Annotated in this window: 23 protein-coding genes and 1 riboswitch; of the genes, 19 read left to right on the plus strand and 4 right to left on the minus strand. The window is 58.2% G+C overall.

Features of this window, described 5'->3' with window-relative positions; all coding sequences use genetic code 11:
- The first annotated feature begins 200 nt into the window (after positions 1-200).
- Genes DCC27_RS10500 through DCC27_RS10510 form a run of 3 tightly spaced genes read left to right on the plus strand, consistent with a single transcriptional unit; the run spans position 201 to position 3000 of the window.
- The gene (locus tag DCC27_RS10500) at positions 201-1427 is read left to right on the plus strand and encodes a CaiB/BaiF CoA-transferase family protein (RefSeq protein WP_110110717.1); all 1227 of its coding nucleotides are present in this window, start codon (positions 201-203) and stop codon (positions 1425-1427) included.
- Positions 1427-2401, plus strand: coding sequence for a hydroxymethylglutaryl-CoA lyase (locus DCC27_RS10505; RefSeq protein WP_110110718.1), 975 nt, complete (start codon positions 1427-1429; stop codon positions 2399-2401). Before DCC27_RS10500 ends, DCC27_RS10505 begins: the two co-directional genes overlap by 1 nt.
- Positions 2401-3000 carry a GntR family transcriptional regulator gene (locus DCC27_RS10510; protein WP_110110719.1) on the plus strand — a complete coding sequence of 200 codons (600 nt, stop codon included), beginning with the start codon at positions 2401-2403 and terminating at the stop codon, positions 2998-3000. Before DCC27_RS10505 ends, DCC27_RS10510 begins: the two co-directional genes overlap by 1 nt.
- On the opposite strand, the gene DCC27_RS10515 is transcribed toward DCC27_RS10510, so the two are convergent.
- The gene (locus DCC27_RS10515) at positions 2993-3712 is read right to left on the minus strand and encodes an alpha/beta fold hydrolase (RefSeq protein ID WP_110110720.1); all 720 of its coding nucleotides are present in this window, start codon (positions 3710-3712) and stop codon (positions 2993-2995) included. The genes DCC27_RS10510 and DCC27_RS10515 overlap by 8 nt on opposite strands.
- A 67-nt stretch (positions 3713-3779) precedes the next feature.
- On the opposite strand from DCC27_RS10515, the gene DCC27_RS10520 reads away from it, so the two are divergent.
- The 4 genes from DCC27_RS10520 (at position 3780) to DCC27_RS10535 (ending at position 8543) form a co-directional block, all read left to right on the plus strand.
- The gene (locus DCC27_RS10520) at positions 3780-5462 is read left to right on the plus strand and encodes an NAD(P)/FAD-dependent oxidoreductase (protein ID WP_110101509.1); all 1683 of its coding nucleotides are present in this window, start codon (positions 3780-3782) and stop codon (positions 5460-5462) included.
- Positions 5459-6259: a carbon-nitrogen hydrolase family protein gene (locus DCC27_RS10525; RefSeq protein ID WP_110110721.1), complete on the plus strand. Its 801-nt coding sequence runs from the start codon at positions 5459-5461 to the stop codon at positions 6257-6259. Before DCC27_RS10520 ends, DCC27_RS10525 begins: the two co-directional genes overlap by 4 nt.
- Positions 6260-6326: 67 nt before the next feature.
- Positions 6327-7691 carry an MmgE/PrpD family protein gene (locus DCC27_RS10530; RefSeq protein ID WP_110110722.1) on the plus strand — a complete coding sequence of 455 codons (1365 nt, stop codon included), beginning with the start codon at positions 6327-6329 and terminating at the stop codon, positions 7689-7691.
- An 18-nt stretch (positions 7692-7709) separates the two neighbouring features.
- Entirely contained in the window at positions 7710-8543 is an 834-nt protein-coding gene (locus tag DCC27_RS10535; RefSeq protein WP_110099825.1) for a phosphosulfolactate synthase, read from the plus strand.
- On the opposite strand, the gene DCC27_RS10540 is transcribed toward DCC27_RS10535, so the two are convergent.
- Entirely contained in the window at positions 8540-9787 is a 1248-nt protein-coding gene (locus tag DCC27_RS10540) for a methyltransferase domain-containing protein (protein ID WP_371682196.1), read from the minus strand. The two genes, DCC27_RS10535 and DCC27_RS10540, sit on opposite strands and share 4 nt — an antisense overlap.
- A gap of 78 nt (positions 9788-9865) precedes the next feature.
- Between DCC27_RS10540 and DCC27_RS10545 the strand changes: the two genes are divergently transcribed.
- The 3 genes from DCC27_RS10545 to DCC27_RS10555 are packed head-to-tail and all read left to right on the plus strand — an operon-like array spanning position 9866 to position 12809.
- Positions 9866-11572: a carbon starvation protein A gene (locus tag DCC27_RS10545; RefSeq protein WP_110110723.1), complete on the plus strand. Its 1707-nt coding sequence runs from the start codon at positions 9866-9868 to the stop codon at positions 11570-11572.
- Positions 11572-11853, plus strand: coding sequence for a cory-CC-star protein (locus DCC27_RS10550; RefSeq protein ID WP_110110724.1), 282 nt, complete (start codon positions 11572-11574; stop codon positions 11851-11853). Before DCC27_RS10545 ends, DCC27_RS10550 begins: the two co-directional genes overlap by 1 nt.
- Positions 11844-12809 carry an ArsA family ATPase gene (locus DCC27_RS10555; RefSeq protein ID WP_158524773.1) on the plus strand — a complete coding sequence of 322 codons (966 nt, stop codon included), beginning with the start codon at positions 11844-11846 and terminating at the stop codon, positions 12807-12809. Before DCC27_RS10550 ends, DCC27_RS10555 begins: the two co-directional genes overlap by 10 nt.
- On the opposite strand, the gene DCC27_RS10560 is transcribed toward DCC27_RS10555, so the two are convergent.
- Complete coding sequence (locus DCC27_RS10560; RefSeq protein WP_110110726.1) at positions 12806-13534, minus strand: IclR family transcriptional regulator; 729 nt, start codon at positions 13532-13534, stop codon at positions 12806-12808. The two genes, DCC27_RS10555 and DCC27_RS10560, sit on opposite strands and share 4 nt — an antisense overlap.
- Positions 13535-13639: 105 nt before the next feature.
- Between DCC27_RS10560 and DCC27_RS10565 the strand changes: the two genes are divergently transcribed.
- The 6 genes from DCC27_RS10565 to DCC27_RS10590 are packed head-to-tail and all read left to right on the plus strand — an operon-like array spanning position 13640 to position 19045.
- A complete protein-coding gene (locus DCC27_RS10565) occupies positions 13640-14944 on the plus strand; it encodes an enolase C-terminal domain-like protein (RefSeq protein WP_110110762.1) in 1305 nt (434 codons plus the stop codon).
- 11 nt (positions 14945-14955) lie between these two features.
- Positions 14956-15744 carry an SDR family oxidoreductase gene (locus DCC27_RS10570; protein ID WP_110110727.1) on the plus strand — a complete coding sequence of 263 codons (789 nt, stop codon included), beginning with the start codon at positions 14956-14958 and terminating at the stop codon, positions 15742-15744.
- A gap of 8 nt (positions 15745-15752) precedes the next feature.
- Positions 15753-17009, plus strand: a complete 1257-nt coding sequence (locus DCC27_RS10575; protein WP_110110728.1) for an MFS transporter — start codon at positions 15753-15755, stop codon at positions 17007-17009.
- Positions 17010-17013: 4 nt separating this feature from the next.
- Complete coding sequence (fucU, locus tag DCC27_RS10580; protein ID WP_110110729.1) at positions 17014-17427, plus strand: L-fucose mutarotase; 414 nt, start codon at positions 17014-17016, stop codon at positions 17425-17427.
- Complete coding sequence (locus DCC27_RS10585; protein ID WP_110110730.1) at positions 17424-18167, plus strand: amidohydrolase; 744 nt, start codon at positions 17424-17426, stop codon at positions 18165-18167. The genes fucU and DCC27_RS10585 overlap by 4 nt, the downstream gene beginning before the upstream one ends.
- Entirely contained in the window at positions 18167-19045 is an 879-nt protein-coding gene (locus DCC27_RS10590; RefSeq protein WP_110110731.1) for a dihydrodipicolinate synthase family protein, read from the plus strand. Before DCC27_RS10585 ends, DCC27_RS10590 begins: the two co-directional genes overlap by 1 nt.
- Here the strand turns inward: DCC27_RS10590 and DCC27_RS10595 are convergent.
- Positions 19042-20829 carry an HNH endonuclease signature motif containing protein gene (locus DCC27_RS10595; RefSeq protein ID WP_110110732.1) on the minus strand — a complete coding sequence of 596 codons (1788 nt, stop codon included), beginning with the start codon at positions 20827-20829 and terminating at the stop codon, positions 19042-19044. The two genes, DCC27_RS10590 and DCC27_RS10595, sit on opposite strands and share 4 nt — an antisense overlap.
- 246 nt (positions 20830-21075) lie before the next feature.
- Positions 21076-21180, plus strand: a riboswitch (SAM riboswitch).
- Between DCC27_RS10595 and DCC27_RS10600 the strand changes: the two genes are divergently transcribed.
- The 3 genes from DCC27_RS10600 (at position 21174) to DCC27_RS10610 (ending at position 23643) form a co-directional block, all read left to right on the plus strand.
- Positions 21174-22004 (plus strand): methionine ABC transporter ATP-binding protein, encoded by an 831-nt coding sequence (locus DCC27_RS10600; RefSeq protein WP_110110733.1) that lies wholly within the window; start codon positions 21174-21176, stop codon positions 22002-22004. (Overlaps the previous riboswitch by 7 nt.)
- A gap of 1 nt (position 22005) precedes the next feature.
- A complete protein-coding gene (locus tag DCC27_RS10605) occupies positions 22006-22671 on the plus strand; it encodes a methionine ABC transporter permease (RefSeq protein ID WP_110110734.1) in 666 nt (221 codons plus the stop codon).
- A gap of 54 nt (positions 22672-22725) precedes the next feature.
- Positions 22726-23643, plus strand: coding sequence for a MetQ/NlpA family ABC transporter substrate-binding protein (locus DCC27_RS10610; protein ID WP_110110735.1), 918 nt, complete (start codon positions 22726-22728; stop codon positions 23641-23643).
- The last annotated feature ends 139 nt before the right edge of the window (positions 23644-23782 follow it).

Raw genomic sequence — 23782 nt, forward strand, 5'->3', positions numbered from 1 at the left:
GGTCGTCTCTGACCTCAAATCCCGTTCACAACCTCCCGAGGAACTACATCTAGGTGTTGCGGACAATGATGGAGACGGCCCGTGACGCCGACCGTTATTGGATACAACAGGTGGGCTTCTATCTCTATTATGGGGTATTAGAGCCAGATATCGTACACAATATAGGATAGAACTATCGACGCACGCGGTAAGGACACTGAATGGCAGAACGACATTCACACACTGACGAATCTGTTCGGGGCCCACTGACCGGGGTCAGGGTGATCGAGATGGGCCAGCTCATTGCCGGCCCGTTTTGCGGCCAGCTACTCGGGGACTTAGGGGCCGAGGTCATCAAGATTGAAGACCCGGTCCGTGGTGACCCCTTGCGCCAGTGGGGCCAGGCTCGGGTGGCCGGCGACTCGCTGTGGTGGTCCGTGCTGGCTCGGAATAAAAAGTCCGTGACCCTGAACCTGCGCGAAAAAGCTGGCCAGAACATTGCTCGCGAGCTGATTGGCTCGGCCGATGTGGTGATCGAGAATTTCCGCCCCGGCTCGATGGAGAAATGGCACCTGGACTACGAGACTCTCTCCGCCCGAAACCCGGAGCTGGTGATGACACGAGTTTCCGGCTACGGGCAAACCGGACCGTCAGCCAAACACCCCGGGTACGGCTCGATCGGTGAAGCCATGGGCGGATTGCGCTACATCGTCGGTGATCCTACGACTCCTCCTTCTCGGGTGGGCATTTCTATCGGGGACTCTTTGGCCGCGATCTTCGCTACCCTCGGAACGCTGGCGGCGCTACTGGAGGTCAAGAACTCCGGACGCGGCCAAGTGGTGGATGCCTCGATCTACGAGTCGGTGCTGGGTGTGATGGAATCGCTCATCCCCGACTGGACCGAAGGCGGAGTCCAGCGTGAACGCACCGGATCCATTTTGCCCAAAATTGCTCCCAGCAATGTCTACCCCACCGGCTCCGGGGAGTGGATGATCATTGCCGCCAACCAAGACACCATCTTCGCCCGACTGGCTACCGCCATGGGCCGGCCCGAACTGGCCGACGATCCACGGTATGTCAACCACCAGGCCCGCGGAGAACACCAGGCCGAACTCGACGAGCTGATCGCGGAGTTTTCGATGACCAAAACCTTGACAGAACTCACCGAGCTCCTAAACGCCCATTCGGTGCCGGTCGGGAAGATTTTCCGCCCCCAAGACATGATCGCCGACCCGCAGTTCCTGGCACGAGACTCCATTATTACCGTGGACTCGCAACAGCACGGCACCGTGCACATGCAGAATGCCTTCCCCCGGTTATCGCGCACCGATACCCGGGTGCGGTGGTCGGGACCCGTCCTGGGTCAACACACCCGCGCGGTGCTGGAGGACCTCGGATATGATGCAACACGCCAGGACCAACTCCGCGCCGAAGGAGTGATCCGCTGATGACCGAACCGGCTCCCTCCCTGGCCCAAGCCTGGAACCTGCCCTCGAGTACCACCGTGGTCGACGTGGGGCTCCGCGATGGGTTGCAAGCGGTGGCCGAACCGTTGGACACCTCTCGCAAAGTTGAGATTGCTGATCGACTGGTGGCGGCCGGATGCACCGAGCTGGAGGTCTGCTCGTTCGCCCATCCGAAAGTGCTTCCCCAACTGGCAGATGCCGCCGAAATCGTGGCCGAACTGGACCGGCTACCCTGGCGTGATGCCGTCACGCTGCGTGGCTTAGCGCCGAACCTCACCGGAGCCCGCCGGGCGGTCGAGACCTCGCTGGACGAGATCGCGGTGGTGATTCCTGCCGAAGATGGGATGGCGCTGAAGAACCAATCCGCCACCACCGAGCAGCTACTCGACCACCTACCCGAGATGGTGCGCGTGGTCCAACAGGCCGGCAAGCGGATCATCGTAGCGGTCGCCTGCGCCTACTTCTCCCCCTGCTACGGGGAGGTCTCCGCGCCGATGCGCGATCGTGTCATCCAGGCCGCCGTCGATCTCGGGGTAGACAAGATCTATCTGGCCAATACCACCGGAGTAGAACACCCCGGCGAAGTCTATTCCGGGCTAGCCCAGGCCCGGGCCCACTACCCCCACGTCAGCTTCGGAACCCATGTGCACAACCGCAATGGCGCTGCCACCGCCAATGCGCTCGCGGCCTTGGCCGCCGGGGCCGGTTGGCTGGAAACCAGCGTGGCTGCCCTTGGCGGAGATCTGTGGTTCCCCGGTGATCCTGCGGTTCTGGGCAATATGGCCACCGAGGACCTCATCCACCTGTTGGAGACGATGGGCATTGCCACCGGCATCAACCTGACTGAGATCCGCTCCATCGCCGCGGACCTGGTGGACTTCACCGGTTTCCCGTCCAGCTCTTTCGTGCTCCGCGGTGGCACCCGGGAGGATCTTGCCGGAGCCAGGTGGCAGTGATGGAGGAGAAGATCCTGCAACTGATCCTGGACGGAGAAATCCGACCGGGGGAGTGGTTGCGTGAGACCGATCTGGCCACCCGGCTGGGAGTTTCCCGCACCCCGGTACGTAACGCCATCGCCAAACTGGCCAGTACCGGGGTGGTGGTCTTCCACCCGAATCGTGGGGCCCAAGTCCGCCACTACACCGTTGACGACGTGGTCGAGATCTACGAGTCTCGGGCCCTGGTCGAATCCTTCGTCACCGGTCTGGTCGCCGAGGTCATCGACCCACCCCGGCTGGAGCAGCTCCGGGAGCTTTCCGACCAGATGCGGGTGGCCGAGGATGGTGAGCGGGCTCGGCTGAACGGTCTGTTTCACCGGGCGATTCTTGCGGTGCGCGCCGACCACCCCCTCGTTGGGGCAGCCCAGAATCTGGTGATCCCCTTGCTCCTGCACCAAGTCATGGCGAGCTATGGGCCTGCGGCCATCGAGCGGAGCATGTGCCAACACGAGGAGATCATTGACGCCTTGGAACACCGGGACCGGGCCTGGGCGGAATCAGCGATGCGCACCCACATCCTCTTCGGGCTCAACCAATACCGACAGCACGCTAGCTGAACAGGGCGTGGTCAATCGCGGCTAACGTGGCCTCGGGCTGGTCGATCAACATCAGGTGGCCGGCATCGTGGACCACGGTGTGATGAGCCTCCGGCAACGCCTCCAGCAGGATCTGGGTGGCTTTGGGGGAACAGAGCTGATCGTTCTCCGCACTGATCACATGCACCTGGGCAGTGATCTGGGCGAGATCCTGATGGAACGGGGAGTCCTTGACCCCGGCCAGCGCCCGGGCAGCATTGGCAAAACCTGCGCCCTGCCCGATGTCCTCCACTCGCTGGGCGGTGAGGCTCTCCACGTCGACGGTGTCGTGACACACCATATCCCGAGTATCTTGCGTGAGCATCTCGAAGAACTGTGTGGGATGATCCACAAGTTCGGCCCGCTTCAGGTAGTAGTCAGCGGCTCGGGCTCCCACCACCGAAGAGGTCGCCATCACCACAATTCGATCAAAGAGCTCCGGTCGATGGGCGGCCGCCCACAACACAATCATCCCACCGAGTGAAAAGCCCACCGCGGTGCGGGCCTCGGTGCGCTCCATGACCTCCACCAGGTCTTGACCCAACTGCTCCAGGGTTCCCTCGGCCTCACCCAAAGGGGCCTGTCCAAAGCCACGCACATCGTAGGCCACCGCGCCGGTGACGTGCTCGACCACGGGCTCCCAACTTGTCGCCGATTGGCCTAGTCCGTGGACGAAAACTGCCTGATGTTCCATGCCTCTACTGTAGCGCCTGAAAGCTCATGTAAGGTGAGTCACACCGATTGCTATCTAAGGAGTATCAATGGCGCACACCCACGCTGTTACCATCTTCGGCCCCGATTTCCCCTTCGACTACCGGCACTGGCTCACCGCGGGCCAACACATCGGTCGCCTTCCCGATCACGCACTCGGCACCGAGGTGGCGGTCATCGGCGCCGGCATCTCCGGGCTCGTGGCCGCCTATGAGCTGATGCGACTGGGACTGAAACCCGTGGTCTACGAGGCCGAACGTCTCGGCGGACGGCTACGCTCCGAGCCCTTCACCTTCACGGCAGAACACGCCGGGCGCGATCATTCCGCCATCATTGCCGAGCTGGGTGGCATGCGCTTCCCGGTCTCTTCCACCACGCTGTTTCACTATCTGAATCTGGTCGGATTGGAGACCAAGCCCTTCCCCAACCCGCTCACCGAGGCCGCCGGTAGTACTGTGATCGATTTGGGTGGTGACACCTGGTACGCGCGCAGTCTGGAGGATCTCCCACCCTTCTTCGCCGAAGTAGCCGAAGCCTGGGATGCCGCCCTGGAGCGAGAATTCGGGCTCACGAGCCTGCAGGAGGCCATCAAGCGCCAAGACGCCACCGGGCTGAAAGCGGCGTGGAACCAGATCGTGGCCGCCTGGGACGATAAGAGCTTCTACGAGTTCGTGACCGAATCCGAGGAATTTTCCCGCCTGTCCTACCGGCACCGAGAAGTCTTCGGTCAAGTTGGCTTCGGGACCGGGGGCTGGGACTCGGACTTCGCCAACTCCATGCTCGAAATTCTGCGCGTGGTGCTCACCGAATGCGACTCACATCAGCATCTGGTGATCGGCGGCTCCGAACAACTGCCTCGGCGTCTGTGGGAACGCGGTCTGATCGACCCGGTGCACTGGTCTCAGGGCACCAGTCTGGCCGCGCTCCACGACAACCGCCAGCCACGGGGTGCGGTGTCGGGGCTTTACCGCGATGGCGAGCAGATTGTGGTCACCGAAGCCACCGGGAGCGCTCAGCATTACGACGCGGTGGTGGTGACCTGCCAATCCTGGCTACTGACCACTGAGATCGACTGCGCTGAAGACCTGTTCTCCCAAGAGATGTGGATGGCCCTGGATCGGACTCGGTATATGCAGTCCTCGAAAACTTTCGTGCCCGTCGATCGCCCCTTCTGGAAAGACCAGGACCCCGCCACCGGCCAGGATGTGATGAGCATGACGCTCACCGACCGCATCACTCGTGGGACTTACCTGTTTGATCACGGCGACGATCAGCCCGGGGTGATCTGTTTGACCTACTCGTGGATGTCGGATGCGCTGAAAATGCTGCCCTACGACCCAGAGAAGCGTGCCGAGCTGGCGTTAGGAGCCCTGGAGAAGATCTATCCCACCGTCGATATCCGCAGTCACATTATCGGCGAGCCGGTGACCGTCTCCTGGGAAGCCAACCCCTACTTCTTGGGCGCGTTCAAAGGGGCGTTACCGGGCCACTACCGGTACAACCACCGCATGTACGGTCACTTCGTCCAGGACGATCTGCCCGCTAGTCAGCGCGGAATCTTCCTCGCCGGAGACAGCGTGTCCTTTACGCCCGCGTGGGCCGAAGGCGCGGTACAGACCGGGCTGAACGCGGTCTGGGGTGTACTTCACCACTTCGGCGGTACCACCGATCCGGCCAATCCCGGACCCGGTGACCTGTACGAGCAATTCGGACCCCTTGAGCTGGCGCCATGAGACTCGCCATCGCCCAAGTGCCACCGCTCGACGGGGACCCGCCTGCCAATCTGCGCCGGCTGGACCAGCTCGCTCGCCGGGCGCATGAGTGCTCAGCTGAGCTGTTGGTGTTGCCCGAAATGTTTCTCACCGGCTACGTGATTGGCCGGCAGCGCATCCTCGAGCTTGCCGGGTCCTATCACCGCGAGGTCGCCGAGATGGCGACCCGCTACCACCTGGCCATCGCTTACGGTTATCCCGAACGCAACGGGGCGACAGTGTTCAACACGGTCGGGGTTCTCGATCAGGCCGGGACGCGGTTGCTCGATCAGCGCAAGATCCACTACTTCGGCCAGCTCGACGCCGACCAGTTCGACCCTCCGCCCAGGCGGCCGCCTCAGGTGGTCTCCTGGCGGGGCTGGCAGATCGGGGTGGCGATCTGCTATGACATCGAATTCCCCGAAACTGCCCGCGCGCTCGCGGTGGCCGGGGCGGATCTGATCGTGGTGCCTACCGCGAACATGATCGACTACGACCAGGTGCAACACCTGCTGTTGCCGGCCCGCGCTCTGGAAAATCAGGTGTATCTGGCCTACGCCAACTATTGCGGGTCCGATACCCAGCACGAGTATGGCGGACTGTCCCGCGTGCTGGCGCCAACCGGGGAGGTTGTCGCCACCGCAACGCGGGACCCCACCGTCCTGGTGGTGGAGATCGATCGTGACCGACTGACCGCCTGCCGACAGCGCCATTCGTATCTGGCCGACCGACGCTTCGACATTACTCTTAGGTATACGGATGTCAATTACCGCACATAGGTGTTGCGTAATTAGTGGGCGTGCCCTACACTGCAAAGTGTCAACGGTTTTGGAGAGGAGGGACATCATGACCGAGATTCAGGATTTGGCTGAATTTGTGGTCGCGGCCGATTCAGCCACGATGTCCGAACACGCTGTGAAACAGCTCAAGATTCGTGTCATGGACACCATTGCCGTTGCTATTGGTGCCTTGAACGCCGAGCCCCTCGTGGCGATCCGCGAGCTGGTGGACGAGCAGGGTGGCGCCGAACAGGCCACGCTGATCGGTGGCGGGCGCACCACCGCCGAGAAAGCCGCCTTTTACAACTCGGCACTCTCACGCTACCTGGACTTCATGGATGCCTACTTAGCGCCGAAGGAAACCAACCACCCCAGTGACAACATGGGGGCTGTGCTGGCAGCCGCCGAACTGGCCGGGGCCAGTGGCAAAACCTTCCTGGACGCTTTCGCGGTGGCGATTCAGGTCCACACGCGACTCTCCGACGTCGCTCCGGTGCGCGATCGCGGCTTCGACCACACCACCCAGGGTAGCTATGCCGCGGCCGCTGGCGTCGCGAAGGCCTTGGGACTCACCGCCGATCAAGCCGCCCATGCGATGGCCATTGCCGGCACGGCGAATAATGCGTTGCGCGTGACCCGCACCGGGGATTTATCGCACTGGAAAGGCCTGGCCTACGCCCACGTGGCACAGGCAGCGACCTGGGCGGCCTTGCTGGCCCAACGTGGCATTACCGGACCCGCCGAGGTCTTTGAGGGCAATAAGGGCTTCAAGGACTCCATCGCTGGAGATTTCCAGATCTCCTGGTCCGCCGAAGATCTCGAGAAGGTCACAGAGACCATCATCAAAAAACACAATGCCGAGATCCACTCGCAGTCGGCCCTGGAAGCCGCTCAAGATATGCGCGCCCAGCACGATTTCGACCCCACAGCGATCGCCAGCGTGAAGCTGAAGACCTTCGACGTCGCCTGGAACATTATCGGTGGAGGTGAAGAAGGCGATAAACGCACCATCCGCACCAAGGAAGAAGCCGATCACTCCCTGCCGTGGATGCTGGCTTGCGTGCTCCTCGATGGAGAGCTCACTCCGGCACAATACAGCCCCGAGCGCATCGTGGCTGACGATGTGCAATCGCTGATGACCAAGGTCGAGATTGCCGAAGATCCCGAGTTCTCCGCGCAGTTCCCACAGCATATGCCCGCTGAGCTGACCGTCACGCTACAGGACGGTACGGTGCTCAACGCCGAAAAACGGTCTTACCCGGGCTTTCACGATGATCCGATGAACTGGCAAGACGAACGCGCCAAGTTCGACGCGCTTGTTAGTCCCTTCACCACCGAAGACTGGCGCGACCACATGGTGGAGGTCATTTACGATCTCGACAACCGCCCGATTGCAGACCTGACTGAGCTTCTGGCTCAGGTGAACCGCTAAGAAGAAAGAGAGGTTCTGATGTCGAACGAGATTCCTTTCGATGTCTCGATGAACTTTGTCCCGCGCGCTCACCGTCCCGCCAAGCCGCGCACCATCGGTATGACCGAGATTCGAGCGCCACACTACTCGACCTACGGCACCCGGCATATGCAGGATGTCTTCGACGTGGCCGGGCAGTGGATTGACGGCATTAAGTGGGCCGGTGGTTCTTTCGCGCTGATTCCCGACGAACAAGTCAAGGCCATCAACGAGATCGCCCACCACGGTGACGCCTACGTCTCCTCGGGAGGCTGGATCGAGACCGTCTTGCGTTACGGCGACGAGGCCGTGGACGAATACCTGAAACGGGCCAAGGACCTCGGTATGGACGTCATCGAGATTTCCACCGGGTTCATTATGCTCCCCACCTCGGGGTTGCAGCGACTGGTGGAACGCGTGGCGAACGCTGGGCTGAAACCCAAGCCCGAACTGGGCATTCAGATCGGTTCCGGTGGTGACTCCGCCGAATCCGAACTCGCTGCTGAAGGTGCCAAGGATGTCGGTGACCTGATTGATCGCGGCAAGGCCGCCCTCGAGGCTGGCGCCGAGATCATCATGATCGAATCCGAAGGGATCACCGAGAACGTCGCCGAATGGAATACCGGTGTGGCCGCTTCCATCATGAACGGTCTCGGTCAGGAGAACGTGATGTTCGAGGCCGCCGACCCGCTGGTGTTCGAGTGGTACCTGAAGAATTACGGTAACGAGGTCAACCTATTCGTCGACCACTCCCAGATTCTGCAACTGGAAGGAATGCGACAGAACATTTGGGGCAATAAGGGCTCCTGGGGTCGCATCATCAACCCGAGCTAACCGCAACGACTCAGTAACACCAGCGTTTCGCAGTGGGCGGTTTGGGGGAACATATCGAGCACGGTGCCCCGTACCGGCGTGAAGTCCGGCAGATACTCCAGATCGGTCGCCAAGGTCTTGGCATGACAACTGGAGTAGAGCACGTGATCGGTGTGGGTGTTCAACCAGCTGGCAAGCTCGGCTCCGATCCCGCGTCGGGGCGGATTGACCACCACCAGATCTGGCCGTTCCTCGGCCGTTGCCAGTCTGGTGGCATCCCCGGCCCGGAACTGCACGGTGTCCGCTAGCCCCAGATCGGCCACCGTCTGATTCCCAGCGGTGATCGCTTGCGGTGAGCTCTCCATGCCCCACACCCGCAACGGGGTGCCGGCCCGACGCGCTGTGTCGGCCAGGGTTAACCCAAAACCGCCCACTCCGGCATATAGATCCCACACCACACGGATCTCCGGCAACTCAGCGATCCATGTGGCCGCGCGGTGATATAGCTCGGCAGCAATGACGGTGTTGGTTTGGAAAAACCCTTGCGGGCGTAACCGCAACGGTACCCCATTGAGCAACATCGTCAGCGTCTGATCCCCGGCCAGGTGGATCTCCTCGTCGCCTTCCAGCAACGCTTGATGCTGGGGCAAAATATTGGCGGTGATCACCCGGGCCGGGGCCTGGCGCCGTGCCAGCTCGTCTTGGAGTGCTGGCAGATGCTCGCGTAGCGGGGCGAGTTGATCGGTGGAGCGCAACACGAACCGGATCATCAGCTGTTGTTGCGGTGAAACCGTGATGATCACGTGCTTGAGCTCGCCGCGACGCGTGGGCATCTGATACGGCTCGATCCCGGCGGCTATGATCAGTCGGCGGATCGGCTCAAAACTCGCTATGATCGCTGGCTCGTATAGCGGGCACTCGGACAGATCTACCCCGGTGCCATCGTGATGCTTCGGATGCTGATCCGGATCCAGAATTCCGAGATTCGGTTCGTGGGCAGATCCGGTCACGACCATCTTGGCCTTATTGCGGAACCCTTCCTCCGGTGAGCACACCGGCGCCGTCCAGAAGTCGTCGAGGTTGCTATCCCGACTGGCCAGGATCGGGTCAAGGTAGGAGCGCACTGTGGAGACCTTTTCGGACAACTGCACGGTATACGGGATATTCATCCAGGTGCACGACCGGCACAGCCCCTTGTCGAAGTAGTCACAGCGCATGTCCTCAATTTTAAACAGTGTCATACAGCGGTTGATCACAGGCGTCATCTACTAGCCTTCAGAAGTAAAAATCTGCTGTGATGTAGTACGCTTTCGGCAGTATTCCATCTCACACCTGAGGACATCATGAACTCACTCATCCTTGCCGTGGTCGGGGTCGCCATGATCCTGTTGGGCTACTTTCTCTATTCGAAATTCCTCTCGCAAAAGGTCTACAAGCTTTCTTCCACCTACCTCACGCCGGCTCACCAGTTCCGTGACGGGGTGGACTTCGTTCCCACCAATAAATATGTGCTGTGGGGCCACCACTTCACCTCGGTGGCCGGTGCGGCCCCGATCGTTGGTCCCGCGGTGGCGGTGATCTGGGGTTGGGCCCCGGCTTTCCTTTGGGTGACCCTCGGCACCATCTTCTTCGCCGGTATGCACGACCTGGGTGCCCTGTGGGCCTCCAGCCGGCACAAAGGCCGTTCCATCGGAACCCTGTCCGGCCGTTACATCGGCACCCACGGGCGAAATCTTTTCCTGGTGGTCATCTTCTTGCTGTTGCTGATGGTCAACGCCGCTTTCGCCGTGGTGATCTCCGGACTGCTGGTCTCCACCCCAACCGCCGTGATCCCCACCTGGGGTGCGATCGTGGTAGCGCTGCTGATCGGTCAGGCCATCTATAAGTGGAAGTGGAACCTGCCGCTCGTATCGGTGATCGGTGTGGTCGTCCTCTACGGCTTGATGATCCTTGGCGACCGGTACCCCGTTGAACTGCCCGAGACCATCATGGGCCTGTCCGCTAGTGCGTTCTGGATTGTGGTGCTGTTCATCTACGCCGGGATCGCCTCGGTGCTTCCTGTGTGGATGCTGTTGCAGCCACGTGACTACATCAACGGCCTGCAGCTCTTCGTCGGTCTGGCCCTACTCTACGGCGCTATCTTGATCTCGAACCCCACCGTGGTTGCTCCCGCGGTGAACCAAGACCTCCCCGAGGGTACTCCGGGAATCTTCCCGTTGTTGTTCGTCACGATTGCCTGTGGGGCGATCTCTGGTTTCCACGGCATCGTCTCCTCGGGGACCTCGTCCAAACAGCTCGATAAGGAATCCGATGCGCGGTTCGTGGGCTACTTCGGTGCGGTGGGCGAAGGCTTGCTCGCCCTGGGTACCATCATCGCGACCACCTCAGGTTTCCAAGCCTTGGCGGATTGGAAAGAGGTCTACTCGGAGTTCAATGCCGGTGGTGCCCCAGCCTTTGTGGAAGCCGGTGGCAACATTCTGAACATGGGATTGGGCATCCCACCGTCGCTGTCGGCCAGGATCCTGGCCACCATGGCCGTGCTTTTTGCAGCCACCACCATGGATACCGGCGTCCGGTTGCAACGTTTCGTGGTTGCTGAAATTGGTCAGACCATGGGCCTGAAGCTCAATCCTCTCGTGGCCACCTTGATCGTGATGCTGGTGACCATGGGGCTGGCTTTCTCGGCTGGTGCGGATGGCGAAGGTGGCATGATCATCTGGCCGCTCTTCGGTACCACCAACCAGCTGATGGCTGCCCTCACCCTGTCGGTCTTGACCATCATCCTGGCACGCCTGAAGCGTCCCATCTGGCCGGTGGTGATCCCATTGGTCTTTGTGCTGGTGGTCTCGGTCTACGCGCTGATCATTCAGCTGGGCCAGTTCTACCGAGAGGACAATTGGTTGCTCCTGGTGCTAGATATCATCATCCTGGTCGCCTCGCTGTTGGTGATCATCACCGCGGTGCGGGCCTACATCACCACCCGCAACGAACCGCTGGATCTTGATACCGAGCACGATGATCTCGAGGCCAACGCGCAGGCCAAGGTCTAATGGCTACGGCACGCTGGCGGTGGGTCCGGGACAAATTTGCCGGACTCGCCGCAGGACTCCATGAGTTCTACGCCGGGCCTTATCGTCAGACCTTCGCACGATCCGCCCGCGACGAGGATGACCTGCTGATGATGATGGTTTTCTCCGAAGCATTAGGTATTCCCAATCCGGCCACTTACTACACGGCTGAGCTGATGCCCGTGCTGTACGAGAACTTCCACGACTGGCACCGACGCATGGGAATGGAACGCTCACCGGTGGAAGGACTACGGTGCTGCTAAACCAGTTCCTCACCCAGGTGATCGGCAACCGATCCGTCGTGCTCTTTGGTGGGAAAGGTGGAGTCGGTAAAACCACGTTGTCTGCCACCGCCGCACTGGCCGTGGCTCGTGCTCGCCCTGACGCTCGTCTTCTGTTGGTCTCGACCGACCCTGCACATAACCTCGGGCACCTGTTTGAGCGGCAGTTTTCGGATCAGCCCGAACGATTACACGACAACCTTTGGGTACTTGAAGCCGATCCGCAACGGGTTGCCGCTGAGCATTTTGATACCGTGGCCGAGACGGTCCGAGGCATGATGCCCCCGCATTTGCACGGCGAAGTCACCCGGTATTTCCGGGCCGCCACCGCCTCGCCGGGTGCTCACGAGGCTGCGCTGTTGGAACATATGGCCCAACTGAGCTTGAGCCCGGACTGGGATCTGGTGATTTTTGATACCGCCCCGACCGGTCATACGCTCCGGCTGCTGGAACTTCCCGAAACCATGACCACCTGGGCTGAGGCCATGCTGTCGCGGCGCCGGAAATCCGAGAACTACGTCGCGGCCCTAAATGCATTGCCCGGTCCTGACCAACCCGAAGGCACCACTCCCGCCGACGAGCGCAATGCCGCAATCCGCGCCGCCTTGTATCGGCGCAAAGAGTTGCTAGAGAACTTCCATCGATTGCTGACTGATTCTGCCCGGTGTAGCTTCATCCCGGTCACCGCCGCTGAGCGACTTCCGGTTCAGGAAACGCTGGAGCTGACCGATCAACTGCGATCCAGTCGCATCCCTGTCGCCGCGGTGATGATTAATCGCCGAACGCCGGCCGGATCCGAGGGAGTTTTTGCCGAGCGCCGGGAGCGTGAAGCAGTATGGGCTCAGCGCATCACCGAGACATTCTCCCCGGTTTTCCAGGTTCCGCTCTATACCGACGGCGACCTGGAGCAGATCTTGGCCTCCACTGATGCTGGCTAAGATCCAAGCCGATAGGAAATCTCTGTCGCAGCCCTAACGACTTCATCGGCAAGTTCCTGCATGTCCACGTTTTCCATGGCCAAGGTGGTCACCGAAACCGCATGAGAAACTTGTCCCAAGTAGTTGGTCACGGGTGCCCCGACGCAACGAACGCCCGGCACATTCTCTTCATCGTCGAGGGCGTACCCCTGTTCGCGCACCCAATCCAGCTCTTTGGTTAACGCCGTCAAGTTTGTAATTGTCCGGGGAGTCTTGGCGTTTAGACCTGGGTGGTTGGCGTAATCAGCCACATATTCTGGGCTGGAGGTTGCCAGTAGCACCTTGCCGATCGAGGTGGAATGTAGCGACAGGCGATCACCAACATGGGAAGGGAGTCTGTAGGGCATTCGACCGTTGTCGATAGCGACATAGATGGCCTCATTATCGTTACGAGCTCCCACATGTACCGTAAACCCGGTCTCGTGCGCTAGACGATGGATAACCGGTGTCGCTACTACGGAAATATCGATCGCGTCAAAAGCTTCGGATGCCATCGATAACATGGCTGGCCCTGGAAAATATTGCTTGTCGAAGGTTAGGAAACCGTAGCGTAGTAGTTTCTGCAGGATCCGATGCACGGTGGCTTTCGCTAGACCAGTATCTTCAACGATATCGGTGAAACGTCGGTGGGTGATAGCAGAACGTAGCACCATCAGAGTTTTGTCGGTGGCGGTCACAGGCTCCATAGGCGACAAATCCTTGTGCTGGGGGATCGGTGAAACTAGGCTCAATAGTACAAAACAAAATATGAAACTTAGTTTCAGCTGATGGAACTCAATGGGGAGTATGACATGAGCCTGATTACCCAAGCGCGCACAAGTGACGTGCGTTTCCCAACCTCTGATTTTCTCGATGGTTCTGACGCGATGAACCCAGATCCGGATTACTCGGCGGCCTATCTCACTGTCGAAACTGATGCCGGGGAGACCGGCCATGGGTTTGTGTTCACTATTGGCCGCGGAAACGACGTGGTTGTCGCAGCGATTGATTCGCTGAAACACTATGTCGTCGGCTGCGAAGTGGACGAGCTACTGGCAGATATGGGTGCGACATCTCAAATGTTTATTAACGATTCTCAGCTTCGCTGGCTTGGTCCGGAAAAAGGCGTGGAGCACATGGCCATCGGAGCTATGCTCACCGCCCTCTGGGACCTTAAAGCCAAGCGAGAGAAGAAACCGCTCTGGGAATTGCTTGCGGATATGACACCGGAGCAACTCGTCGATCTGGTGGACTTTCGTTATTTATCAGATGCCATCACTCGTAATGAAGCTCTCGATATACTGCGACGTGCTGAGCCCACTCGTGCCGAGCGCAAAGCTGACCTCTTGGCCAATGGTTATCCTGGATACTCGACAGCTCCGGGGTGGTTGGGCTACTCAGACGAGAAGATGGTGGGCTTGTGTCAAGAGGCGGTTAAGGACCACGGTTTCGGTCAGATTAAGCTCAAAGTCGGTGGCAGCGTGGAAGATGACCGGCGAAGACTTGCTCTCGCGCGTGAGGCTGTGGGGCCGGACGTGAAACTGGCAGTCGATGCCAACCAGGTTTGGGATGTTCCCGAAGCGATTGAGTGGATCAACCAGCTTCAAGATTACGATTTAGCCTGGGTAGAAGAGCCGACCAGCCCGGACGATATTCTCGGGCATCGCGCGATACGTGAGGCCATTACTCCTATCCCAGTCGCGACCGGTGAGCAAATGCAAAACCGGATCATCGCCAAGCAGTTTATTACTTCGGGCGCTCTAGACGTTTATCAGATGGATGCCACTCGGGTAGCCGGACCGAATGAGAACATAGCGATCTTGCTATTGGCCGCCAAGTACGGAGTGCGCGTTTGCCCCCATGCTGGCGGTGTAGGGCTATGCGAGTTGGTGGCTCACATGTCAATGTTTGACTATATCGCTGTTTCGGCGACTAAAGAAAACCGATTCATCGAATATGTCGATAACCTACACGAGCATTTTGTGACTCCCACTGAAATTCGTCAGGGCCATTATGTGGCTCCCAGAACTCCAGGCGCGTCGAGCGAAATGAAGCCTGAATCAATCACTGCATATACCTTTGACCCCGCTTCGCAGAGACTTCTGAACCAGCAATAAGGAGACCTATCATGGATCTGAAACTAGCAGGAAAACCCATAATTGTTACCGGTGGTAAACATGGCATTGGACGGGCCATCACTGAATCTCTGGCACGTGAAGGTGCTATACCCGTCGTCTTGAATCGTTCGGAAGTCGATGAGGATTTTACCGCCTCGATGAGTGATCTTGGCGCTAGCTATGAGTATTACACGGTTGATCTAAACAATACGGAGCAAATTGCACCGATCATTGATGAGGTCTACCAGAAGTACGGTGTCCTGGGCGGAGTGGTCAATAACGCTGGGACAAATGACAACCTGGATCTAGATAGCACCACTTGGGAAGAATTCGAAAAGTCTCTGCACGGCAATCTCACCCACTACTACGAAACCGTGCATGCCTCGGTGAATTACTTGCGCGAATCTAAGGGGTCCATTCTAAATATCACGTCCAAAACCGCGGTAACGGGTCAGGGAAAGACGTCCGCCTATGCGGCAGCGAAAGGTGCGATCCTTGGTCTGACACGCGAGTGGGCGGCCGCCCTTGCGAAGGACTCGGTACGTGCTAATGCGATTGTGGTTGCAGAAGCCTGGACCCCGATGTACGCCAATTGGATTAAAACTTTCGGGGCCGAAGCCGAACAACAAGCGCGACTTGAGGAGATCACCGAAAACATCCCCTTGGAAAAGCGGATGACGACTCCGAAAGAAATCGCTGATATGGGCGTTTTCTTGCTCTCACCACTGTCCAGCCACACCACAGGTCAGCAGATTTACGTTGACGGTGGGTACGTTCATCTCGACCGCGCGCTGAATTAGGAGCCATCATGTCTGCGGAAAATACCGGACGAAAAACTTCAGCCGTCCGCACGGCCATTATCTTGGTTACTGCCCTCTTCTTCATCTGGGGTTTGACCATGAACCTGGTCAACGGCATCCGTGATCCGTTTGCCACCTATCTTCAACTTTCCGGTGCGGAGTCTTCGCTCTTGCAGGTCGCTTATTTCGGGGCATATTTCGTGATGGCGATCCCAGCAACAATGGTGGCAAAACGGTATGGGTATAAGGGTGGCATGATTGTCGGGCTCGTATTTTTTGTTCTCGGCGCGGCGCTGACTATCCCTGCGACTTCTACGTTGTCCTACTGGATGTTTCTTATAGCGATGTTCGTTATTGCTCTGGGGGCCGCTGCGCTGGAAGCTAACTGCAACCCGTATATGACCAAGATCGGGGATGAAAGTACTGCGTCGACGCGGATGAACGTCGCCCAGGGGTTTAACGGTATTGGTCAGGTCATTGGCCCCTTGTTGCTTGGACTGATCCTGGGTGAGACGGTAACCGCCGGAGAGCCCGGCTTCCAGGAAGCCCGGGATACTTTTATGGGGCAGACCGCACTGATCTATACGGTCATCGGTATCGTTGTGCTTGCCGTGTTGCTGGTATTCGTCTTCGCCAAACTCCCCACACCCGCAGGCGATGATGTGGGGACGGCTAATTCGGCGAGGTTCGGAGCGGTGTTCTTAAGGCCCTACTTCACCTTTGGTGTAGTTGCCTTGTTCGTTTACGTGGGGTTGCAAACTCTTGGATTTTCAGTATTTTCGACCTTTGCTCAGCAGCAGTGGGACGGGATCAACGCCGGAGTGGCTTCTACCCTTTTGGCGGTACTGACTGTGCTCTTCGCGTTAGGGCGCTTCGCCACGGCGCCAGTTTTCAAATACGTTGAATCTGGAAAAGTTCTTGCTATCTATTTCAGTGCTGGTTTCGCGATGATGCTCTTAGCGGCCCTTGGACTCGGTCCTATCTCAGTGATCGCGTTTATGGTGCTTTACTTCTTTATGTCGATTGGCTTCCCAACTATTTACGCGTTGGCACTGCGTGGCATTGATGGAGCCGCGGCGAAGAACGGTGCAGCGATACTCACGATGACTATTGGCGGTGGAGCAGTTATCCCCCTGCTGTTGGGTTTCGTCCAAGACCTTTTCGGTCTGGAAGCTTCGCTGTTTGTGTCCCTGATTGGCTTTGCCTACCTGGTTTGGTACGGCATTTCCGGTTCTCGAATCGGCTACCACCAGAAAGGAAGTTAGCACAATGCTCAAGGGAATTGACCCGGTCATTTCGCCGGAACTTCTTAAGGTCCTTGCTGAAATGGGCCACGGAGACACGATTGTGCTTGCGGACGCGCACTTTCCCGCAACTTCCATCGGGCAACGGATTGTGCGTGCTGATGGCCACGGGACTTTACGGCTAGTCAAGGCAGTTCTTGAGCTGATCCCGTTAGATACCTACATTGAGAAACCCGTTACGCTCATGGAAGTCGTGGCTGGAGATCGGGTAGAAACGCCTATCTGGAACGATTATATCGAGCTCCTACACAAGGAGAATATTGGATTTCTGGACCGCTTCGACTTCTATGAGCAGGCTCAGCAGGCTTATGCGGTGGTGGCTACGGGGGAAGTCGCGCAGTATGCCAATTTGATCTTGACCAAAGGGGTGGTTGTATGAAGGTTATAGACGCCCATTTTCACCAGTGGGATCCGAATGTTCAGTCGGTCCCGTGGCTGAGCGACAGACTGAACCGAACGTACCGGTTCGAGGATCTACGGGCTGAATATGACAAGTATGATGACGTCGAGTTTCTCGGTGGGGTCTACGTTGAAATTGATCAAGATGATCCAGAACAGGAAGATCAGTTGGTCTACGAACGTCAGAGGCCACAAATCCTCGGACGGGTTTTGCGATCTCAACTAAGCCCGTGGATGAGGGTGCCGGTTCACGCTACCGGCATTCGAGAGCCGCTTCACACTGCTCCCTCTGGAAGAGTGATGGAGCAGAGTTTTATAGAAGGTCTGCGCTCTCTGCCTCTGCCCTTCGATGTCACATGCAGAGGCGAAGACATCACGGATATAGCCCGGGCCCTGGCTCAGGTCCCTGAGGCACAGCTCGTTTTGGATCACCTGGGCAATGTCACCGATTTGACCCCTGAATCACGAGCTGCGTTGCGGGATTTGGCTCAGTTGCCTAGCTGCTACGTCAAGATCTCCGGTGATGACCCGGTACAGAAGGATGTTGTGGACTATGTTGCCGAAACGTTCGGGAAGTTCAAAGTGCTTTACGCATCAAATTTCCCGGTGCGAGCTGACTTCGATGAGCACTTCTGCTTTGTCCGATCAGTCTTTAAAGATGATGAGGATGTCTTCGCCTTCAACGCACTTCGCGCTTATCAAATTGGTCAGGAGCGTTAATGTTTAACGGAGTCTATACACCGTCAATTACCCCACTGCAAAACGGTTCCTTCGATTTTGACAACTGGAAACGACACCTCGACCATCTAGTTGAGGCTGGGATAGACGGCGTGTTGCTCTTTGGTTCTATTGGTGAGTTCTACGGGTTCACCTTGGAGCAAAAGAAAGAAGCCGTGACTATTCTGGCTGAGCATCTTGATTCGAGGATCCAACTGTTAGTGGGGACCGGAGCTACTCGCCAAGAGGACGTAATTGAATTATCGAATTTCTCGCGCGAACATGGTGCAGATGCAGTAGTTGTGGTTTCACCGTACTACTTCGGCCCTTCGGAATGCTCGGCTGAGAAGTTTTTCGGTACCGTCGCTGAATCTGTCCACATGCCGGTTATGCTCTATAACTTTCCGGCCCGGACTGGTTCGGACCTCGGCCCGGAACTGGTAACCCGTCTCGCGAGCAAATATCAAAATATTGTGGGGATCAAAGATACGGTAGATTCTGCTTCGCGTACCAGGGAAGTGATTCAAGCTGTGTCGAAAGCCCGGGATGACTTTTCGGTGCTATCGGGTTTTGATGAGTACTATTTGACCAACCGAGTCAGTGGTGGTGCCGGGATTCTCTCTGGGTTGACCAATGTTGAACCCGAACTGTTCGTCAGGCTACACCGGGCTTACCAAGCAAAACACTTCCAGACCGTGGTGGAGTGTGCTACTCGGATAATAAGCTTGATGCGACTTTATGACACAGCTGATCTTTTCGTTTCGGCCATAAAAGTAGCGGTAAAAACCAAGGGATTACCGATAAGCACTGAGATTCTCGAACCAGGCATCCAGGCTGATCAAGAGCTCGAGAAAAGTGTAAGTAACGTTTTGAAATCTTAACTGTACGCCCTGACGTTTCGACGCGGAGTGGGATCAGGGTTCAGCCACGGAGCCGGTGAGAACCACACTCCTTCGCGGTCGACTCTGACAATGCTCCACTTACCGGTGTGCACATCGGTATGGTGGGCGCTACAGAGTAGTACCGCGTTATCGATGTCCGTTTCGCCACCGTGTTCCCACTCGGTGATGTGGTGGACGTGGCACCAGGCTGGAGGCATAGTGCACCCCGGTGTGGCACACCCGCGGTCTCGAGCCACCAGGCAGCGGTGTTGGGCGGCGGAAAAGTCGCGTCGCTGTCGTCCCATGTCCAGGATCTCGTGATCGCCATTCATGAGTTGCGGGACGATTCCGGCGTGGCAGGCCATCGCTCTGAGTCGTGAGGGATGAATCGTTCCAGAATATTGACCTTCGGATCGGAATCTGTGTCCGCGAGTGGTGGAGTCATCAACCAACCAATCTCGAAGTGTAGACCTTCTGAGATCCTCATCGAGCTGGAAGCGTCGGGAGAGTTGATGGCTGAAGGTTTCGTAGTCCATGGTCACGATCATCTTCGTATCTTGACCGCGGGTGGAGGGGAGCGCGTTCTTCTGACGGCCCGCTGCGAGCCCGGCGGTGAGGACCGCGAACAGTGCGTTCAGCGTACGCTGATTGCGACTTCTCCGATCGAGCAGATCGTGCTCTGCTGCGTACACCTGCTCGATGCCGTTCTCGTCAACACTGATCACATCGTGGGGTTTCAGCTCTGGGAAGTTTGCCATGATTGCTTTGATCAGCGGATTGCGTGGCGTCTGCGCCTGAGCCTCATTGGTGGCGTTGTTTTTCAGGGCAGCGTAGTTGTTCGCAGCATGGTCGATGGTCGAGAGGAGTTCGGCAGACAACCCGTACACCGTACCGCCGAAATCCAGGCCACCGTCTTCGCGGGGACGGACCCAAAAATCCTCCCGGCCCCGCTGTGGGTTGACGACCTCCTCGGGTGCCGGGCCGTCTTGATCAATGTGGTGGCAGATCTTGGGTAGCCATTCCTTGCAGAGCGTGTTGAACTCGTTGACGCTGAGTTCCTCGGCGCGCTCGACCAGCAGGGGCACGACCTCATCAAGCAGTTGATCGATCAAACCAGGTGGAGCATGTGTGTTCCGGGCATACTTCTTGACATCATTGACCAGGCGAATGAGCCGGTCCAAGTGTTCTGTGCTGATCGACCCAATGCTGAAGGCCTTCGTCGCAGCGGGAAACTCCGGTGGAATCTCGGGGCCGCCACTGACCGGTGGTGGACCGCCGGAGATGAATTCGGAGCGTTGCTGGCGTTGTTTGGCTTCTCGAGTTCCGATCCCGACAGACTCGGTAAAGTACTTCCGGCCATCCCGGTAACCACGAGCGCCCTCGGGAACGCCCAAAAGATCCTGCTGATCGGCACTGGACGCCGTGGCGCGTTGGGTATGACCGCTCAACAGCGTCTGGGCCCCGGCCAAAGCGGTCTGTAATGACTCGGCCACATGGTTGATCTCCGGGAGTGAATCCCAGTAATTCTCAGGTTCCACCAAGCGTGCGGATTCTTGTGGTTGCGCGGAGTCGGAGGCGAGCGACGAGTTCCAGTCTGCGCTCGCGGTTTCGGGAGTGTAGCGAGCAAATCGTTCGTATGCGTTCGAGGCGGCTAGATCCTGCCCCAGCGATTTGAGCAAGACCAGAGCAGCGGCGGCCTTATCTCCCATGGAGGCCCCGGCCACGCCATCGAGATCCAAAAATGACAATGGGTGGCGGGCGCGCGGTGAGTCAGTGACCGTCATCGTCCAGACCTCCCATCATCGATCAGTTGTTTGATAATATGCTCTGTCGATCGTTATGTAGAACATAGTACCGATTCCTGAGGACACGATAAGACCGCCGATTGTGACTGTGGATAGCGTGCAGTGTGGCGTCTTACGGAGTCATCTCTGGGTCTGTATTGAGGTTGAACGGGCTCGTCAATCTCTTAAGTCGTGTATGTGACAGCGGTCATGACAGCCTCATTGTGGTGTGTCAAACTAGCTCGGTAACCATCCAGATCGACCGAGAGACCTGGCTCGATGACGTCGAGGCAACCCGCCCTATGAGGCAAAGGTGCCACTGCCAGTTACGATGGAGGATTCCGATGATTTCTCTGCGTCACGTCACCACAACGTTCAAAGGTGGTGAGATTACCGCAGTCGATAACGTCAGCCTCGAGATACGTCGGAGCTCGATCCATGGCATTATCGGTTTTTCGGGAGCCGGTAAATCCACACTGTTGCGCAATATCAATCTGCTCGAACGGCCCACGGCCGGGCAGGTGTGGGTCGATGGCGAGGAGCTGACACAGCTCAACGCTGAGCAACTGCGTCAGCGTCGCCATCAGATCGGGATGATCTTCCAGGGATTCAACCTGGTCAACAATCACACAGCGCTGGCCAATGTCGAGCAGTCTTTGACGTTTTCCGGGGTGAAAGACCGGCGTGAGCGTCGCCGGCGCGCGCTGGAAGCGCTCGACTTGGTGGACCTTGCGGAGAAGGCGAGGGCCTATCCGGCGCAGCTATCTGGCGGCCAAAAACAGCGCGTTGCGATCGCTCGGGCGCTAGCCACCCAGCCGAATGTGTTGTTGTGCGATGAGCCAACCTCGGCATTGGATCCGTTCACCACTGCCACGGTCTTGCAATATCTGGCTGATATTAACGCCCAACTGGGGATCACCATTGTGCTGGTGACCCACGAAATGGAAGTGATTAAAGCCCTGGCCGATGACGTGACGGTCATGGAGCACGGCTCGATCGTGGAGCAATTCACCATCGATGACCTGCGGGCCGCAACCTTCCAGCCTCAGACCGCGATCGGGCGTTACCTGCTTTCTGAGGGGATCTCGGTACAGAAGGGACGGAGTACGCCCCCGGACGTTCCTGTCGTAGTGGAAGAGGCCGCGGAGTTGGCACTGCAGAAGGTAGGTGAGTGAGATGGAACGCATCCTCGAGCTCCTTCCCGAACTCACCACAGCACTGTTGCAGACCTTCGTGATGATCGGGGTCGCGATCCCGATTGCGGTGTTGCTCGGAACTCCGTTGGGAATTTGGTTGGTCAACCACGCGCCCGACGGGATTTCGCCCTCACCGCACTTGCATAAGGTGATATCGGCTTTGGTGAATGCGGTGCGGTCATTCCCGTTCTTGATCCTGCTGATCGCGATCATCCCCTTCACCCGTTTGCTGGTGGGAACCACGGTCGGCACAGCGGCGGCTATCGTTCCGCTGACGGTCAATGCCATCCCGTACTTCGCTCGACTGGTGGAACAGAACATCAATCAACTCGGGTCCGGGCCGATCGAGGCAGCCCGCGCGATGGGAGCGACCCGTGGCCAAATCATCCGGCAAGTCATGCTCGTAGACGCCCGGCCGGCGCTGATCGGCTCCATCACGATCACCACCGTCTCCTTTATTTCGTATTCGGCCATGGTCGGTTTGGTCGGAGGTGGCGGGATCGGGGACTTCGCGATCCGCTACGGCTATTACCGATATGAAACCGAAGTCATGCTGGTTGCCATCGTGCTGATGCTATTGCTGGTCAGCGCGGTGCAAATGCTAGGTAACCGCCTGGTGCGCATCACCGATAAACGCTTGGCCTAGCTCGCCAGTGGCCATCAGGCCCTTCAGAAATCTTGCTGTGAAAGGAAACTCACCATGACAATCACCATGCTCACCACTGCACCCCGGCGGCGATGGGGCGCTCTGGGCGCCAGCCTGCTGGCCGGGCTGTCCTTGACCTCCTGCGGGTTAGCTAATCCGCAAAGCACTGTTGATGAGGAACAGACCATTTCGATGATCGTCACCGAATCGGCGCCCTTCCAAGAGCCCACTGAGATCGTGAAAGATCAGCTTGAGGAAGAAGGGTGGACGCTGAATACCACCTATGTCACCGACATCGTGTTGCCGAATGAGGCGGTGAGCCAAGGTGAGTACGACGTCAACTTCTTCCAGCATCAAGCGTTCTTGCGTCAGTTCAATCAAGATAATGGAACCGATGTGGAGCCGCTCTTCTCGGTCAATTACGCTCACTCCGGTATTTTCTCGGAGAAGTACGAGACCTTGGACGAGCTTCCGGAGGGGGCGACGGTTGCCATTCCCGTCGATACCTCCAATAACGGTCGTGCTCTCAAGCTGTTGGCCGAGGGAGGCTTGATCGAGGTGGATGAGTCCAAAGACGTGACGGCGCTATCTCAACAGGACATCACCGCTAACCCGAAGGATCTCGAGTTCGTCGAAATCGATCAGCAGTCCTTGGGGCAGTCCTTGCCCGATGTTGACGCGGGCTTCGGGTTCGTCAGATTGATTGCCGAAGCCGGATATGACGTGGAGGAGACGGCTCTGATTCTCGAGGATAATCCTGAGGTTGAGATCCCTTTCACTGATGTCGTGGCTGCCAAGCCGGAATTCCGCGATACCGAGGCGGCTCAGGTCTTACAGGAGGCGTACCAGTCTGAGGAAGTCCAGCAGTGGTATGAGGATTATCTCGGAGGGGGAGTGGTTGCGCCTGAGGATACGATCACCGTAGGTGATTCGGCTCAGAAGTGGGAGGAGTTCACGTCGGGCGAGCTGTAAGGCTCGGCGGACGCGGGCCGAACAGAGAAATGGAGGGCTCTGCGGTGCGATCACTGTCTCAGGGCCGAGGTGTTGCTCGCCACCGTGGAAGATCGGCTCGCTGAGACTTCTGTGGTGATCGCGCTGGATTCCGCAGAGC

Source organism: Auritidibacter sp. NML130574, assembly GCF_003185725.2.
Classification (GTDB): domain Bacteria; phylum Actinomycetota; class Actinomycetes; order Actinomycetales; family Micrococcaceae; genus Auritidibacter; species Auritidibacter ignavus.